The sequence below is a fragment of the Cerasicoccus arenae genome, from assembly GCF_014651635.1.
Classification (GTDB): Bacteria; Verrucomicrobiota; Verrucomicrobiia; order Opitutales; family Cerasicoccaceae; genus Cerasicoccus; species Cerasicoccus arenae.
This window is the reverse complement of sequence record NZ_BMXG01000028.1, coordinates 1-16,185: the sequence shown is the minus strand read 5'-3', so window position 1 is coordinate 16,185 and position 16,185 is coordinate 1. Positions and strand designations below refer to the sequence as shown.

Here is a 16,185-nt window from a genome sequence, read left to right as displayed (position 1 = left end):
TATGCCTAGTTGGCGCGACATACCGGTTTACGTTATAGACTTCGAAGGAGCGCCGAAGACTGGGGTGGTGGAATATGGTGTGGTCGAAATGCGAGGGGGGGGGGTCGCGTCAACGAGTACCCGTCTCTGTCGGCCTCGTGATGAACTGACTTCGCAAGATACACGTCTGCATGGAATTGCCCAAAGCGATGTCTCCGACTGTGCGCCTTTTGCGGATGAATGGGAGCGCTTTCGTGACTGGCGAGGGGGGGGGGTCTTTGGCGCACATCATGCGGCAGTGGAGCAGGGACTGCTCAAACAGCAATGGAATTATCCGCCGGCCTCTCCAGATTACCTGGGGGGGGGGAGGGTCGCTGATTGGGGGCCTTGGGTGGATACGCGGCGCTTATATGAAGTCGTTTATCCCGGCTTGGAATCTTATCAGTTAGGGGCATTGATCGAACGCTTTGCATTGCAAAGTGAACTGGCAGCATTGGCCGAGTCTCATTGCCCGGAGAAGCGTCAACGTGCACATTGCGCATTATATGATGCATTGGCTTCGGCCCTGCTACTGTTACGTTTGTTGGCTGAGCCTGGCTATGAAGATGCATCGATCGGCTGGCTACTGGAACACAGTTTGCCGTCGGCGGAGAAAAAACAGGCCGCCCGACAAGGCGACCTGTTTGAATAAATCGATTTGGAAAAGGTTTAGCCTTCTTCCGCTTCCTCGTCTTCGACTTCAACGACACGGCAAATGCCGACGAGCGTGTCGTCCTTGGCGAGGTTGATAAGCCGGACACCTTGCGTGCTTCGGCCAATGACGCGCACGCCCTTGACTGGGCTACGGACTGCCTGGCCACCAACGGTAAACATCATCACCTCGTCGTCCTCGTGGACGCTGAGTGCGCCGGCAACCTTGGATGCTGTTTTGAGTGCGATGATACCTGAGCCACCACGGCTCTGTGTGCGGTATTCCGAGTATTCGGTGCGTTTGCCGATGCCGTTTTCACCAGCGATGAGAAGTGTGGTGTTTTGGTCAACGACCTCAATCGCCTTCACACAGTCACCTTCCTTTTTCAGAGTGACACCCTTGACGCCGCGGGTCGCGCGGCCTTGGTCACGCAGATCGGTTTCAGGGAAACGGATCGACATGCCTTCGCGGGTGACGAGCACCAGCTCGTTGTCGCCATTGGTTAGCTTGCTACCAATGAGTTCGTCGTCTTCATCAATCTTAATGCCGATCGTGCCGCCCTTGCGGTAGTTTTGATATTCGGCTAGATTGGTCTTTTTAACGATGCCCTTCTTTGTGCACATCACGAGGTGTTGTGTCTCGGCAAATTCCTTGATGCAGATCATCGAGGCGATCTTTTCGTCCTTCTGCATTTGCAGTACATTGACGATGGAGCGGCCCTTGGAGATGCGCGTGCCTTCAGGGATTTCGTAAACCTTCTCCACATAGACGCGGCCATTGTTCATAAAGAACATGATGTAGTCGTGAGTGGAGGCGGTGAAGAGGTGCTCGACAAAATCTTCGTCGTGTTGGCCGGTGCCGATCACACCCTTGCCGCCACGCTTTTGTGAGCGATAGCTGCTGACTGGTGTGCGTTTAACGAAGCCCTTGTGCGAAACGGTGATAATGCAACCTTCGTTGGCAATCACGTCTTCCATCCGGAACTCGCCTTCGGCAGGGATTAGCTGTGTGCGACGCGGGTTTTCGAACTTTTCCGTCAAGGTGTTGAGTTCTTCGCGGATAACGCCAAGCAGAATGGATTCGTTGTCGATAATCGACTTCAAATATTCAATCAGCTTCATGAGCTCGCGGTATTCCTCTTCGATTTTTTCGCGCTCCATGCCCGTGAGCTGATAGAGTCGCAAGTCGAGGATCGCGTTGGTTTGCCGCTCGGTGAGCGGGTATTTCTCCATGATCCGCTCTTTGGCCTCTTCGCGGTTTTTCGAGGCGCGGATGATCTTCACGAAGTCATCCAGATTCATCAGCGCGATCTTGTAACCTTCAAGAATGTGCGCACGGTCTTCGGCTTTTTTCAGTAGATACTGGGTCCGGCGATAGATGACGTCGCGGCGGTGCTCGATGAAGCATTCGAGCATTTCCTTGATATTCATCTGCTTTGGGCGACGCGAGTCGAGGGCCAGCAGAATGACACCAAAGGAGGATTCAAACGGGGTGTGCTTGGCGATCTTGTTGATGACCACGCGGCCTGGCTCGCCGCGCTTGAGCTCAATGACGATACGTGTGTTTTCGTCGGACTCGTCACGCAGATCGCTGACTTCGTCGAGGACTTTGTCATGAACTAGATCCGCAATTTTAACGACGAGATTGGCGCGATTGACGTTATACGGGATTTCCGTGATGACGATCTGTTCCTTGCCATTCTTTAGCTCTTCGGTGTGCGCAGTGCCCTTGATGCGAACAATGCCGCGTCCGGTGCGCATGTACTGGTCGATGCCAGCACGACCACCAATGGTGCCGCCGGTCGGAAAGTCTGGGCCAGGAAGAACCTCCATGATGTCATCGATCGAGCAATTCGGATTTTCGATGATCAGGTTAATCGCGGCAGTCAGTTCGGTAAGATTGTGCGGCGGAATGTTCGTCGTCATGCCGACGGCGATTCCAGTGGAGCCGTTCATGAGCAAGTTTGGCAGACCACAAGGGACGACAGACGGCTCGACGGTTTCCTCGTTATAGTTGGGGACGAAATCGACGGTGTCCTTGTCGATGTCGCGCATCAACTCTTCGGCAATGGCAGTCAGGCGGCTTTCGGTATAACGATAAGCAGCGGGTGGGTCACCATCAACGGAGCCAAAGTTACCTTGCGGATCAATGAGCGGATAGCGCATCACCCAGCGTTGGCCCATGCGCACGAGTGCGTCATATACGGACTGGTCACCGTGTGGGTGGTATTTACCCAGCACTTCACCAACCACGGCCGCGCACTTCTTATGCGGGCGGTTGTGGGCGAGGCCAATCTGGTTCATCGCATAGAGGATGCGGCGCTGGACGGGCTTGAGGCCGTCGCGGGCGTCGGGCAGCGCGCGGGAGACAATAACCGACATCGAATAGTCGATGTAGGCTGTCTCCATGATTTCGGTGATGGAGCGGGCTTCCAGGCGTTCTTTATCGGTATACATGAGGTTTCTTTAAAAAGGGTTTAACAGGAGGCAGCGGAGTATGTGTTCGAGTTAACTAAACGACTGACTCAGCTCTGCATGTTCCTGCAAAATTTACACGTCCAGATAGGAGGTGTTGAGGGCGTTGTCTTCGATGAAGGCGCGGCGGGAGGGGACGTCTTCGCCCATGAGCATGGAGAAGGTTTCGTCGGCCTTGGCGGCGTCTGTGATGTCCACCTTGAGCAAACGGCGCTTTTCGGGGTCCATTGTGGTTTCGTAAAGCTGCTTCGGGTTCATTTCACCCAAGCCCTTATAGCGCTGCATGGTTAGGCCCTTGCGACCAAACTCGCGGATTGCTTGTACGAGCTCCAAGATCGTGTTCATTTCACGAACAGTTTGGTTCTTCTGGCCTTTATTTTCGGTCAGGGTGTAGCGCGTTTCGTCCGTTGGTGAAAATTGGGTGAGTTCCAAACCAGTCTTAGCCAATTCCTTGAGTACCTTGGTGATTTGCGATGCTTCGAAGATTTCATGCACCGTGAGACGCTGCTGCATGGTTACGCCGTTCAGCTCCGTTTCGCGAACGACCATTCCGGCAAACATGTCTTCAGTGATGTTCTCTTCGACATAGAAACGGCTGCGCGCTTCGTCGTCCTTGAGGAACTTGAATTCTTCCTGATTACCAGTGCGAATACGGGCCATGAACTTAGGAAGTTCCATGGTTTCCGGATCGTGGTGATCTAGGAACTGGTGGCCTGGGCAACCGTAGCGCGTAACACCGCGCAGGAGGGTTTCCATGCGGCTGAGTGTTTCGACCATTTTGTCCACCTTGATGGAGGGGAACTCGAGGCCGTCGCGGAGGCGGGTCAAGATGACGTCTTCGCTGCCGAGTTCGAGCAGGATGCGGTTCATCTCGGCGTCGCTATCCACGTATTGTTCACGGCGCTTGCGCTTAATCTTATAGAGGGGGGGCTGCGCGATGTAGATGTAACCAGCATCGACCAACGGACGCATGAAACGATAGAAGAACGTCAGATAGAGCGTCATGATGTGGGAGCCGTCAACGTCCGCGTCAGCCATCATGATGATCTTGTGGTAGCGTGCCTTGGAAATGTCAAAAGCGCCATCGCCGTCGGTACCGATACCAGTGCCGAGCGCCGTAATGAGCAGGCGAAGACTCTTGTTGCTAAGCATCTTGTCTAAGCGGGCTTTTTCCACATTCAGCGGTTTGCCGAAGAGGGGGAGGATGGCCTGATAACGACGGTCACGGCCTTGCTTGGCGGAACCACCTGCAGAGTCTCCTTCTACAATAAACACTTCGCACAGTGACGGATCTTTTTCGGAACAGTCAGCGAGATTACCAGGCAGACCGCCACCGCTCATGACGCTCTTACGAACGGTTTCACGGGCTTTGCGGGCGGCTTCGCGGGCGCGGGCCGCTGAGAGGCACTTGTCCACGATGCGCTTGGCCTCGCGCGGGTTCTGATCAAAGTAGAAGCGAAGCTTGTCGCCCATGACGCGCTGGACAACACCGTCGACTTCTTGATTGAGCAGCTTGTCCTTGGTCTGGTTATTGAAGCTTGGGTTGAAAAGCTTAACTGAAATAACTGCGGTGAGTCCTTCGCGAACGTCTTCACCTGAAATCTGCGGGTCCTTGTCCTTCACCAAGTTATTGGTCTTGGCGTAGGTGTTGACGGCGCGGGTCAGCGAGGTGCGGAAACCCGACATGTGTGAACCGCCGTCGCCGTTGTAAATCGAGTTCGCGTAAGGATAAATCTGCTCGTTGTAGGTGTCGTTGTATTGGAGCGCGACGTCGACCGTGATGACGTCATCCGGCTCGTCATCCTTTGGAGCGATTTCACCCGTAAATTGGACGGGTTCGGAGGTGAGGGTGGTCTTGTTGCGGTTGAGCCAGGATACGTATTGCGAGGCACCTTGGTCGAACTTGAAGGTTTCGCCCTTCTCGTCGCGCTCATCCCGGAAATTGATAATGATGCCGGGATTCAGGAAGGCCAGTTCGCGGAGACGCTTGGCCAGAATGTCGTATTTAAATTCGTTTTCCGTGACGAAAATTTCCTGATCCAATAGGAAGGAGATTTTCGTGCCGGTCTTCTTTGAGGCACCGACGACATGGAGCTGTTCAGTAACGAGACCGCGGCCAAAGGACATCTTGTGGATTTCACCTTCGCGGCGGACTTCCGCTTCCATCCACTCAGAGACGAAATTTACGCAACTGGCACCCACGCCGTGGAGACCACCAGAGACCTTATAGCCACCTTGGCCAAATTTACCACCCGCGTGGAGATCGGTCAACACGAGTTCAACACCGGACTTGCCGTGTTTGGTCATTTTAACGGGGATACCACGACCGTCGTCCTCAACAGAGCAAGATCCGTCGTTGTGGATGGTTACGTCGATTTGGGAACAAAAGCCTGCGAGGTGCTCGTCCACAGAATTATCAACGATTTCGAACACGCAGTGATGGAGCGCGCCGCCGTTGGTGACGTCACCAATGTACATGCCGGGGCGTTTGCGCACGGCTTCGATGCCCTCGAGCTTCGTGAGCGAATCTTCGGTGTATTCGGTGGGCTTCTTTCGGGAGTTAGAGTCGGGATTTGTCGATGCCATAAAATCTATAGATTAGTAAGAGTATTTTCGGAGAAGGCCAACTAAAAATTCACGCATTTGCAGCACTATATATAGGTCAAACGGATGGTTTCGTCACTGTATTTAGTGACTTTAGGCTAAGGCATGCATTGTCGTGTAATAAAAGTGCAGTCTCGGACGTAGGGGTGATTATAAAGGGGGGGGAGGTTGGTTTCATGGCCCAATTTTACTAAGGTTTTCCGTGTTTGGCAATGGCTCCATTGGCTCAGTTGGCTGGGCTGGTTCCATTGGTTCGGTTTGGCAGCAATTTTCGTCGTTTTGACAATTTCAGAGCTGAAGAATGGTATTTTCTCGCAGTGAACGTTATTGGATCGCTCTGAATGACGTTCGTTCCCATCGAAATACGCGGCTTAGGGAAGGCATCGAGTTTTGCCATATATATTTCTTTAAAAAAGCTGAGACTACTTCTTCACCGTCACATCGAGCTGCGGGAACGGTATGTCTGCGCCGCAATCCTGAACTGCCTGATAAACTGCGCGGTTGATCTTAAAGCGGGTCGCGTGGAAGGTTTTAGTCGGGACCCAGCAGCGGTAGCCAATATTGACTGAGGAGTCCGCAAAGGCGTCAATGCCGACTTGTGGGGGTGGATCTTGCGTAACGTCTTCAATACCCTGACAGGCCTTTAGCACGGCTTCAATGGAGGTATCGGCATCACTTGCGTAAGAGATGCCAATCACGCCCTCCACAATGCGGCATTCATGCGAGTTGATGAAAATCTCCCCCATGATGTGTTTGTTGGGAATGGTGATGACCTCGCCATCTTCGTTTTCCATCTGCGTGTAGGCGAGGGTGATCTCTTTGACCTGCCCATATTGCCCTTGCACCGTGAGCGTATTGCCTACCACAAACGGGCGTGTGATGATGATCATCAAGCCCGCTCCGTAGTTGGAGATTGGTCCTTGGATGGCTAGGGTCAGACCGAAGGCGCTGGCACCCAAAAGTGCAACCAGCGGCGAGATGCTGTAAAACTTAGCGATGGCGAACAGTACGGCCATCATGAGGATGATTAATCGGACGCAGCCCGAGACGAACTTGGCCAAGGTGATGTCCATCCCCTTCTTTTCCATCATGCGCAGCAGTAGATTGCGCAGCCAGCCGGAGAGCCAGTAGCCGAGCGCTAATACGAAGATTGCGGAGAAAATCTTGGCTCCGTTATCGATTAAAAACTGCGTTACGTACTGGGCGCTTTCGCTGACCTGTTTGATTTCTTCGTCCATGGCTAATCGTTTTCGTTGCCAAAGTTGGGTAAAGAACTCAACTTTAGCAACGTTGAAGCTTTCCCTTAAAGTCGAATATGCCCTCCGTGTCCTTGCCCAACTGGGTCGCTACCATGGTGGGCCACAGCTCGCGCACATCGAAGACCTCGCTGAGGCCGAGGATGTGCCGTCAAACTACTTGGTGCAGATTCTCAACGAATTGCGCAATGGTGGAGTGATCACCAGCCGACGCGGTAAGCAAGGCGGCTATGCACTCACCAACGAGCCAGAAGCGGTGTCTCTGTTCGACGTAATGCGAGTCATCGACCCAGGTCTCTTCGCCAACGAGCCTTCCCGTGCTGGCCAGTCCGGCTCTCTTGTCGCTGAGGCATTGAATAAAATTGGCGCATCCTTTGAGGAAAGAGCCAAGGAGATTTCCATCCGCGATCTCATGCCCCGCGACGCCGGGCCGATGTATTATATTTAGCGAATTGGCTGCGGGGCATTGCGTTTAAAAGGCACTACGGACCAATCCGCCTTCTGCTCGGATGTTGGAGCCATTTATCGCTGAGGCCAGTGGGCTGCAAACGAAGGCCACGACGTTACCGATTTCCTTCGGGTCGATGAAGCGTTGAATAAGCGAAGTCGGTCGATTGTTCTTAATGAACTGCTTCTGCGCTTCTACCGGTTCGAGGGTCGGGTAAACATCTTGCACAAATGCTTCCACGCTAGCGGTCAGGGTTGGGCCGGGGAGCACGCTGTTGACGGTTACTGCCGTGCCTTGAGTAAGCTCCGCCAAGGATCGAGAAATGCCCAGCTGCATCGTTTTCGTAGCACTGTAATGAGCCATCTCCGGTGCAGGGCTGACGCCTGATTCGCTCGAAATAAACACAACGCGGCCCTGTTGACGGCTGATCATGCCCTGCAAATAATGCCGCGATAGGCGAACGCCACTCATGATGTTGGTTTCGAATAACCGGTTCCAGTCAGCATCACTTTCATCGAAAAAGCCGACGGCTTCATAGATGCCCAGATTGTTGACGAGGATATCGACTTCGGGCCAGGCGGCGATTGTCAGAGCGCAGCCCTCGGCGGTAGAGTTATCGGCCACCAGTGCTTCAAGTTGCGCGGACGGCACGGCCTGCTTGATTTCTGCAATGGCCTTCTGGACGGTTGCGTCGGAGCGACCGTTGATGATGGTCCGGGCACCCTCGGCAGCCAAAGATTGAGCGATGGCCAAGCCGATGCCCGAGGAGGATGCGGAGACGAGTGCGGTTTTGTTTTCCAGTTGTAAGTTCATGGATTAAATAATGGGTGTGCGTTTCTGGTGATGATTATTTTGCGAATGGATAATCGGTGTAGCCCTCGGCTCCACTGCCATAGAATGTGTCACTGCGCTGTTTATTGAGAGGAAGGTTTTCAGCGAAACGGCGGACAAGGTCGGGATTAGCAATGAACTGCTTGCCCCAAGCAGCGGCGTCCACCTGACCGGAGGAGACCAATGATTCGGCGGTCGCTTGTTCGAGTTGCTGGTTGGCAATGAATGGCCCGCCGAAGATTTCCTTGAGCTTGGGCGTTTGGTAAGGCTCATCGCTTGATTCCCGGGCAAAAATGAATGCGATACCACGCTCGCGCATTGCTTGGGCGACGTAGCCAAAGGTTGCTGCGGGATCGGAGTCGCCCATGTCGTGCGTATCGCATTTGGGCGCGATGTGCAGGCCCACGCGATCAGCGCCCCAGACAGAAATCGCGGCGTCCACGGCTTCCAGCATTAACCGGGCGCGGTTCTCAATTGGACCGCCGTATTCGTCCGTACGGTGGTTCGTGGAGTCTTGCAGAAATTGGTCGAGCAGGTAACCGTTAGCTCCGTGAAGTTCCACGCCATCAAAGCCAGCGCGCTTGGCGTTTTCGGCACCGCGGCGATAGGCCTCGACGATGGCTGGAATTTCTTTCAGATCAAGCGCACGCGGGGTGACAAAGTCTTTGTATGGCCGCACTAAGCTCACGTGCCCCTTTGGGGCGATGGCGCTGGGCGCGACGGGCTGCTTGCCGTTCAAGTAAAGCGGGTCAGAAATGCGACCGACATGCCACAGTTGCAGTATGATGCGTCCACCCTTGGCGTGGACAGCCTTGGTGATGAGCTTCCAACCCTCTACTTGCTCGTTTGTCCAGATGCCGGGCGTATCCGGGTAGCCCACGCCCATCGGGTCGACTGAGGTTGCCTCCGAAATAATCAGGCCCGCAGTGGCGCGTTGTTCGTAATACTCGGCCATCAGGGCGTTCGGCACACGGCCTTCGCTGGAGCGGCAGCGCGTGAGTGGTGCCATGATCATGCGGTTAGGCAAATCCCAAGCGCCAATGCGAATGGGGGTTTGGAGAATCGATCGCTCAGTAGTTGTTTGGCTCATAATAAATAGTTGTTCTAGATTTATCGAACAATATGCCGAGGTATTGATCCTGTCAAATTGGTGTTCGCATTTTTTCGAACATTGCCGTATATTTTTTACTGAATGAAGATTTATCAGCACCCAGATTTGTCGGACGTCGCGTTGCCGGCCGTTATGCAAGCCTTGTCAGATCCTTGCCGGATTTCGATTGTCCATGCTTTGCTGAAACACGAGGAACTGGCCTGCAACGAACTGCCCGTAGAGGTCGCTAAGGCCACTCTGACCCATCACATGGCGGTGCTGCGTGAGGCCGGGTTGATCTACACTCGCGTTGACGGTGCCAAATGCCTGAACTCCCTGCGGAGTGAAGAGTTTGATAAACAATTCCCAGGCATCATCTCACTCGTTGAGCAAAGTGCTGTGGTTGCTTCGTGATGAGTGGAGCATCGAATTCGAGTCAATCTACACCGCCAGCGACCCCTCGAAGCGCGTGCGCTGTTGAGGGGTAAGAGCGGGCATTTCAGCAAGACGAATGATGCCGAAGTGCGAAAGGACATATTGACGGGTGAGCTCCTTGAAGTCCATCCAGCGATCCCAATAGAAATCGGGCGCAAAGGCAATGTGGTTCAGAATGCTGCGCCATTCCAATGAAGCACGCTCGATGTCGCCGTGGCGAAGCTCGTCGCCCAGAAAGCGGTGCGCGGCCTCAGGAGATTCCGTTAGCGCAGCAATAACTTCTGCCGCACCGTTGCCATAGCCGGGCGGCATACCGCCGTCGAGATAACCTGGGGCCGTGAGCCCACGATACGTCAAACGACACAGATTTCCGAGGCGACCACTGGTATTATCAAAATGCTCAAAGCGATAGCCAGCGCGTAGGTTGGCGACGTCGAAAAGCAGATCATAAAGGTCGTAGCTTTTGTCTTCAAGTGCAGCGGCGATGGCCAGGCCTTCACCATGATTGAAAAAACTGAAAATGACGCCACGACGGGTTGGGCGTTTGTAATTGTCTATTAGGCCGAGTTGCAGCCAGATTTCCGCTGGTGTGCGCTTGGCAGTCTCTGCGCCACTAGCCGCGAATTCAGCGAAACTCGGGAAGGGTGCTGGGGCGACTTCGCGCTGAGGAGGGTTGATCAGTGCTTCGCCGCTGGCGTCCACCCGAGCAAAAACCATCGCCTGAGAATAGTCAAGGCGCGCCGAAATGGTGTCGTTTTGCGGGACGAGGTCCACCAGACGTCCTCCCTGAGTGAAGTAGGGCAGTAGCGGCGCATAAACCTCCTCCAGACGCTCAAGTGTGCACAGACGGCCGGGAGTTCGGTCGTCCGGTCGTTCTTTGAGGAAGTGATCCTTGAGCGCACGGTGGAACCACTTGACGAGGGACACTCGGCCTTTGCGTTCTTCATTGGGAAAGGTGGCTAATGGCACTTGACGACCGTAAAGGCGGCGTCCTTTGCCCTTGAGGCGACAGAGATTGCCGATTTGCACGCCTTGAAGGCTTTCAGGCGTTTCGAGGGCGGGTTTCCAGTTGCCGTTGATGTAAAGTAAGGCGTCACCAAGGCGGGCTTTACTTGGGGCGCGCAGGCGTTCCCATTCGCCTTCAGCATTGCGCATTTCTTTGATTTTTTTCGCCTCCGGTTCGCGGAAATGAAATTCGCCCAAGGCATTCTCAAATGAATCGCCTGCCTTGGTTTTCGCGATTTCTGCGGTGGGGAGGGGCTGGTGGGAAGCGGGCTTTGTTGCGGGCTTCGCCGGTTGTTTCTTACCCGGCGTGGGCAGACGGCGTAGCCCTAAGCGCAAGCGTTGATCCGTAAAAAGGCGATTGGCTAGCTCGTCAGCCGCCTTGACGGGGCATTCGCTGGCCTTATCAGCCTCATGCATAACAGCCAAAAAGCTCGGCCAATCGACGGTTGAAGCGCGCTTGAGGCTGAGTGGGCGAGCCTCAGCCATACGTGGTTTGCCCGGCGCAACCAGCACAAACCCTTTATCGTCTAGTCCTCGGCGGCCAGCCCGGCCAAACATCTGGAGTAGTTCGTCGGGCCGGACTTGGAAACTACGCTCGCTGTGATGATATTCGCGTTCGGTGACGAGCACGCTGCGCATGGCGAAATTGATGCCCGCCGCCAAGCCCGTGGTCGCTATGATAAGGCGGAGCTGACCAGCCTTGGCCAGTGGTTCAATGAGCCCCGCCCGCTGTCGGTAATTAAGACCGCTGTGGTGGAAGGCGATGCGATTCCGGAGCAACTTGGCAAGGTCGTCTCCAGCTATTGCGCGCTGCTCAGCAGTCAGCTCCAACCACTCTGGGAGGGGCAGGGCAGCGCTGAGTTTAGCGGCCAAGTTTTCAGCTTCACGGCGCTGAGGAGCGAAGACGAGAATTGGGCCAAAATCTTCCGCGAGCGCACGGGCGATCATGCGCGGCCAAAAGCCGCGCACATTGTTGGAGCCAACGTCTGGTAGGGCCTGGAGCTGGATTTCGTCTTGCGGCACTGGACGTTCCGTATGCTCGACGAGCACGGCGTCACGGCCAATTTGCTGGAGCCAGCCGACGAGTTTTTCTGGGTTAGCTACACTGCCAGAGAGTAGGAGTAGTTGGGTGCCGGGGGGGGCTAGGGCAATCGCGAGTTCGTAATTAATGCCACGGCGGGCGTCGGCAAGCATCTGATACTCGTCAATAACGAGCAGGCCCGGGCCTCGGCCTTGGAGAAATTTTGCTTTCTGAGTTTCGAGCGTGGCGACCACAATCGGGGCATCAAGCTTATCGGCGAAGTCCCCCGTACACAGACCGACGTTCCACCCCTTGCCACGCCATTCGTATAGCTTGTCGTTGGCGAGGGCGCGGGTGGGCACCGTGTAGATTGCCTGACTTCGCAGCCCACGCTCAACAAGAAGTTCAAAGATGTAGGTCTTACCAGCCCCTGTTGGGGCGTTGACCACGACATCTCGTCCTGCCAGGAGTTGATTTACCGCGTCTTGCTGCCAAATATCTGGAATCCGTAGATTGTTAGGGAGACCTTCCACTCTGGGTTTTGAGTAAAACGAGTTAAGGGGTCAAAAGCAATGTCAAGTTGCCAGTGGACTGCTTACGCATCGGTACCGGAGCCTTGGAAGCTTGATTTGGCGGGCATTATCGGGGGGGGGGACAATTTTTCTCATGCTATTTCACGGTCAAGAAACAGAAGCTGTCTTTAGGCTGAGTATGTCATTTCGGCGGGTAAACAAAGCGTAAAATTTTTGTCGACAACTGGTCAGATCATTCATTTATACATTAGCATGTCCACTACTACTAATAAGGCATTGATCACGGCATACTCTGTCGGGGCAACGTTAGCGACAACGGCGGTTACTGAAGGCGTTTTAATCAATTACACCCCAGTGGGTGACTCTTTCTTGGCGGGAGACGGCTCTTCTCAGTCTGTAGATCGCGCAAACATCAGCTTTGATCCAGGCCTTGGACAGATCAATTATAGTCGTGTTAATACCACCAATGCGACCACTCTTAATACTTTGACGGTCAGCCCGAATTATGAGTTTAAGCCGATTGTTGGCTCTCCTGAGACTCGGGATGGAGAAGCGAGAACCAATCTTACATATCAAACGCTTCTTACAAGCCTAGGTGATACTGTTGATTCGGGTGATACATTTGACACCGTCTCTGAGCTGGAGAATAAGCCAAACGGCTTTCTTGGTGTGCAGTATTCCCCCTTGCTCGGTGATACCTACTACGGGTGGATTAAGTATTCCTACAATGGGACCGATGTTAATGTGGGTACGATTGTCTTTGAAACAACACCAGACCTAGCGGTGACTGTTGGCGCAATTCCAGAGTCTTCCGAAGTCATGATGGTCCTGGGTGGTATATTGACCGGTGGCCTGCTCGGCGTGCGCCGTTTGCGTGCACGTAAGAAGGAGAAGACGGCCTAAGCTTTGGGTGATCACCGTATCCTGATTAAGGCGGTTGATCCGCATTGGTTGGAGCTTTTAACGCACGCCGCATGGTCGGGCGTTTACGTTGGCGACGCTGTGCATTGTGGATGGGTGGCAGTGACTCCAGGCCGTCATGTCATTCTGGGGTGTGTCGTTTGGCTTTATCCAGCAACCGGTGAGCCGCCATTTCTGGTGTTTTCCGTCAGTCGCTCTGCCCGTCAGGGTGAAGCCGTGGCGATGGAATTGGCTCAGCAAGTGGAGTCAGGGGATTTTCGCCAGCGAAACTGGACGCCCGCAGATTCTCCAGAATGTCATGCATTGGAGAGCATCGGTTTCCAAGTGTGCGATAGCGGCTACTTTTACGACATTCCGATGGAGAAAGTTTGTGAACGCTTGGAGCGTGTCGGCAAAGCGTTGGATCGCTTACGGCCTCTTGAGCCAGGGCAGCAGGTGACTTCGTGGCAGCCAGAGCGCCGGGCGGAAGTGCGGCGGATCGCTTTAGCAGAGTCGTTGGCCGACACGGCCTACCTAGACTCGATCATGACGCCCGGCCCGCCAATGGAACTTCATCCCCATGGCACTACGCTGGCATTTGAAAACGGGAAGCTGGTTGGCTTTTTCTTGGCCGTATATCATGGCACTCACGGCGAAATCCCAGTCCGTTGGGTCGCCCCGAGCCATCGAAACTCCTGGGTCAACGCCCGCCTCATGATTCACAGCCTGCAAGAGGGCTATCAGCGTCATCAGGAGGTGAGACATATTCGGTTCAAGGGGGATGAGGCCGCTCATTTGGAGACCCGCTACATGTGTCAACAGTTCGGCGGTGCCGAAATTGCCCAATGTGTTCGCATGGCCCGAAGCATGTCGGCTTGATTTAAACGCGTCGTTTTACGAGTTTACTGGGATGCCTCGCCGTCAGACTTTGTTTGTTTACGTTTCTGGTTTGTCCGCCGGGCAGATGGAGCATCTTCTGGAACGCGAAGGTGGAGCCCTTGCGGAACGTCTCCAAGACGCTGTTTCGGGCCCTTTAAGCTTCCCGCTGCAAGATAAGGCTGCCGCCACACTGACCTCGATTATGACAGGGCTTTGGCCAGACCAGCATGGCGTTTTATTGCCGCAAATTCATGATTCGGAAGCTGGCACTTTTCGTGCGGCGAGCGGGCATGACCGTCAGCGCCCTACATTCTGGGAGCGACTAGCGCTAGAGGGGCAGTCTGTGGTATCAGTTGGCTGGCCCTATGCGTTGCCCACACAAGCAGGCAACCATGTCGAGGTAATCGACGCTGCCTTTGGCTCCAGTGAAATCAGTCTGCCATCCGCAGTTTTTCGAGACGCCGTTTCGGGCAAGGGCGCTGAGTCTCTGTTCGAGGCTTGGGTAAGACCCCATGAATTGCCCACAGAAGTCCTGCAAGCACTTGTACCGCGCATTGCCGAAAAAGCAGCTTACAAAGGCAATCGATTCGGTCAGCTCGCAGCGGCTCTAGCGGAAAATATTTCTCGACAGGTGGCCTTTGTGGAGCTGATTCAGTCAGTTGATTGGAAGGTAGGGACGCTTCACCTAAGCCTGCCCGCGCAATTGGCTCGTTTGGCGGCACAAAGTGAAGGCGACGATGCTTTTGCGGAAGTCGAAACTCAGGTGCTGGTCGTGCTTGAAGAAATGCTCTTGGCGATCCTTGCGTCAATGTCGACGGAAACAAACCTCATTTTCGCTAGCTTGCCGATGGGGGCGAATCCCTTGAGCAAGGGCAAGGTCCTGTTTCATGGGCCAGATTTCCAGCCAGGGCAAACCTGTGGAGCTAGTGCGCTGGATCTGGCACCGACAATCTGGTCCCTGGCCGGGTTTACGGAACTGAAATATCCTGGCCGCGCGCTTTTGGAAATCCTGCGCCCTGAGGCATTAGCTGGCTCCCGTTATTTTCGTGCCAAATGGAGTCCGTCGGCTGGTCCTGCACCTACAGCCGCCGAGTTAGCCAGCCTTGATCTGCTCAATCCGCCAGGGATTAATCCGCGTGCATTTTTCACGAATGAACAACTGTTGGCTTGGAAGGCAGAATGGAACCTGACGCTTTTTCGTTCATTCGTAAGCCACAGCGCTTATCTGGAGGCATTGCCAATCGTGGAGCGGCAGGTTCGCGATTATCCCAATCAGACGGAGATGATCAAGGTGCTGGCGGAGATATTATTGCGGGCCGAACTCTTCGAAGAGGCATTGGAAGTCGCTTTAGATGCGGTTGACGCTACGCCACCAGATGATCCCGACCCCTTGCTCCTGTTAGCGTCTGCCTACGCTGCATTAGGCGATCGGGCAAAAGCTCTGGAGCTTCTGGCAGAAGTCGAAGCCCTCAGCGGCGATGTAGCGAACAAACTGCGCGTGGTGCAGATTTATGAGTATTTTAAGGAGTGGGGCACCGTGCTTTCGCTTATCGAGCGCGATTCGGAAAAGCTGCCAGAGGAACGTCGTTGTTTGGCTGCAGCCCGTGCTCACTTGGCCCTGGAACACTGGGAGGAAGCGCGCGACGAGGCCTTACAAGTGGTGTCGGTAAATTACGCCAATCCGTTTGCCCACGAGCTCTTTGCTCAGGCACTCTGGAAACTGAATGAACGTGCAGCGGCGCTGGCGGCGTTCTCTACGTGCGCCTGCCTGTTGCCGAACCGGGCTTGGCCTTTCGAGCGACTGGTGCATTACGGGACCTTGGCAGGCTGTGCCACGAGCGACATAGAGCAATGGCAACTACAGCAAGTTTTTGCTCAAGAACACGAGCATAAGTTGATCGCCGACTATCGTAAAGACGTGGCGCAATACCGGCAGCAGCAAGACGATCCTATGCCGATTTCGGCCCCACGACAGCCGCAGGTGGCATCTGAGGCATTGCATGTGATTGGAGTGATTGGTCTTCCGGGGGGGGGGCAGG

12 protein-coding genes are annotated in these 16,185 nt (G+C 54.5%); 6 read left to right on the top strand and 6 right to left on the bottom strand.

The window, feature by feature from the left end; genetic code table 11:
- Position 1 precedes the first annotated feature (1 nt).
- On the top strand, positions 2-670 hold the full coding sequence (locus IE065_RS16495) for a 3'-5' exonuclease (protein ID WP_189517131.1): 669 nt from the start codon (positions 2-4) through the stop codon (positions 668-670).
- A 17-nt stretch (positions 671-687) separates the two neighbouring features.
- Here the strand turns inward: IE065_RS16495 and gyrA are convergent, their stop codons facing one another.
- From gyrA to IE065_RS16480, 3 genes are all read right to left on the bottom strand, one after another.
- Entirely contained in the window at positions 688-3,126 is a 2,439-nt protein-coding gene (gene gyrA / locus IE065_RS16490; RefSeq protein WP_189517130.1) for a DNA gyrase subunit A, read from the bottom strand.
- Positions 3,127-3,219: 93 nt separating this feature from the next.
- Entirely contained in the window at positions 3,220-5,730 is a 2,511-nt protein-coding gene (locus tag IE065_RS16485; protein ID WP_189517128.1) for a DNA gyrase subunit B, read from the bottom strand.
- A gap of 440 nt (positions 5,731-6,170) precedes the next feature.
- Positions 6,171-6,986, bottom strand: a complete 816-nt coding sequence (locus IE065_RS16480; RefSeq protein ID WP_189517126.1) for a mechanosensitive ion channel family protein — start codon at positions 6,984-6,986, stop codon at positions 6,171-6,173.
- Between the two features lie 52 nt (positions 6,987-7,038).
- Here IE065_RS16480 and IE065_RS16475 point away from each other — a divergent pair, with 52 nt between their 5' ends.
- Complete coding sequence (locus IE065_RS16475; RefSeq protein ID WP_189517124.1) at positions 7,039-7,452, top strand: RrF2 family transcriptional regulator; 414 nt, start codon at positions 7,039-7,041, stop codon at positions 7,450-7,452.
- A 24-nt stretch (positions 7,453-7,476) separates the two neighbouring features.
- Here the strand turns inward: IE065_RS16475 and IE065_RS16470 are convergent, their stop codons facing one another.
- On the bottom strand, positions 7,477-8,265 hold the full coding sequence (locus IE065_RS16470) for an SDR family NAD(P)-dependent oxidoreductase (RefSeq protein WP_189517122.1): 789 nt from the start codon (positions 8,263-8,265) through the stop codon (positions 7,477-7,479).
- 34 nt (positions 8,266-8,299) lie between these two features.
- Entirely contained in the window at positions 8,300-9,373 is a 1,074-nt protein-coding gene (locus tag IE065_RS16465) for an alkene reductase (protein ID WP_189517120.1), read from the bottom strand.
- Between the two features lie 102 nt (positions 9,374-9,475).
- Between IE065_RS16465 and IE065_RS16460 the strand changes: the two genes are divergently transcribed.
- On the top strand, positions 9,476-9,787 hold the full coding sequence (locus tag IE065_RS16460; RefSeq protein WP_189517118.1) for an ArsR/SmtB family transcription factor: 312 nt from the start codon (positions 9,476-9,478) through the stop codon (positions 9,785-9,787).
- A 27-nt stretch (positions 9,788-9,814) separates the two neighbouring features.
- On the opposite strand, the gene IE065_RS16455 is transcribed toward IE065_RS16460, so the two are convergent.
- Positions 9,815-12,367, bottom strand: coding sequence for a DEAD/DEAH box helicase (locus IE065_RS16455; protein WP_189517116.1), 2,553 nt, complete (start codon positions 12,365-12,367; stop codon positions 9,815-9,817).
- A 252-nt stretch (positions 12,368-12,619) separates the two neighbouring features.
- On the opposite strand from IE065_RS16455, the gene IE065_RS16450 reads away from it, so the two are divergent.
- From IE065_RS16450 to IE065_RS16440, 3 genes are all read left to right on the top strand, one after another.
- Positions 12,620-13,270 carry a hypothetical protein gene (locus IE065_RS16450; RefSeq protein ID WP_189517114.1) on the top strand — a complete coding sequence of 217 codons (651 nt, stop codon included), beginning with the start codon at positions 12,620-12,622 and terminating at the stop codon, positions 13,268-13,270.
- Between the two features lie 3 nt (positions 13,271-13,273).
- Positions 13,274-14,146: a hypothetical protein gene (locus IE065_RS16445; protein ID WP_189517112.1), complete on the top strand. Its 873-nt coding sequence runs from the start codon at positions 13,274-13,276 to the stop codon at positions 14,144-14,146.
- 31 nt (positions 14,147-14,177) lie between these two features.
- On the top strand, positions 14,178-16,185 hold a 2,008-nt coding region (locus IE065_RS16440; protein WP_189517110.1), incomplete at its 3' end, for an alkaline phosphatase family protein.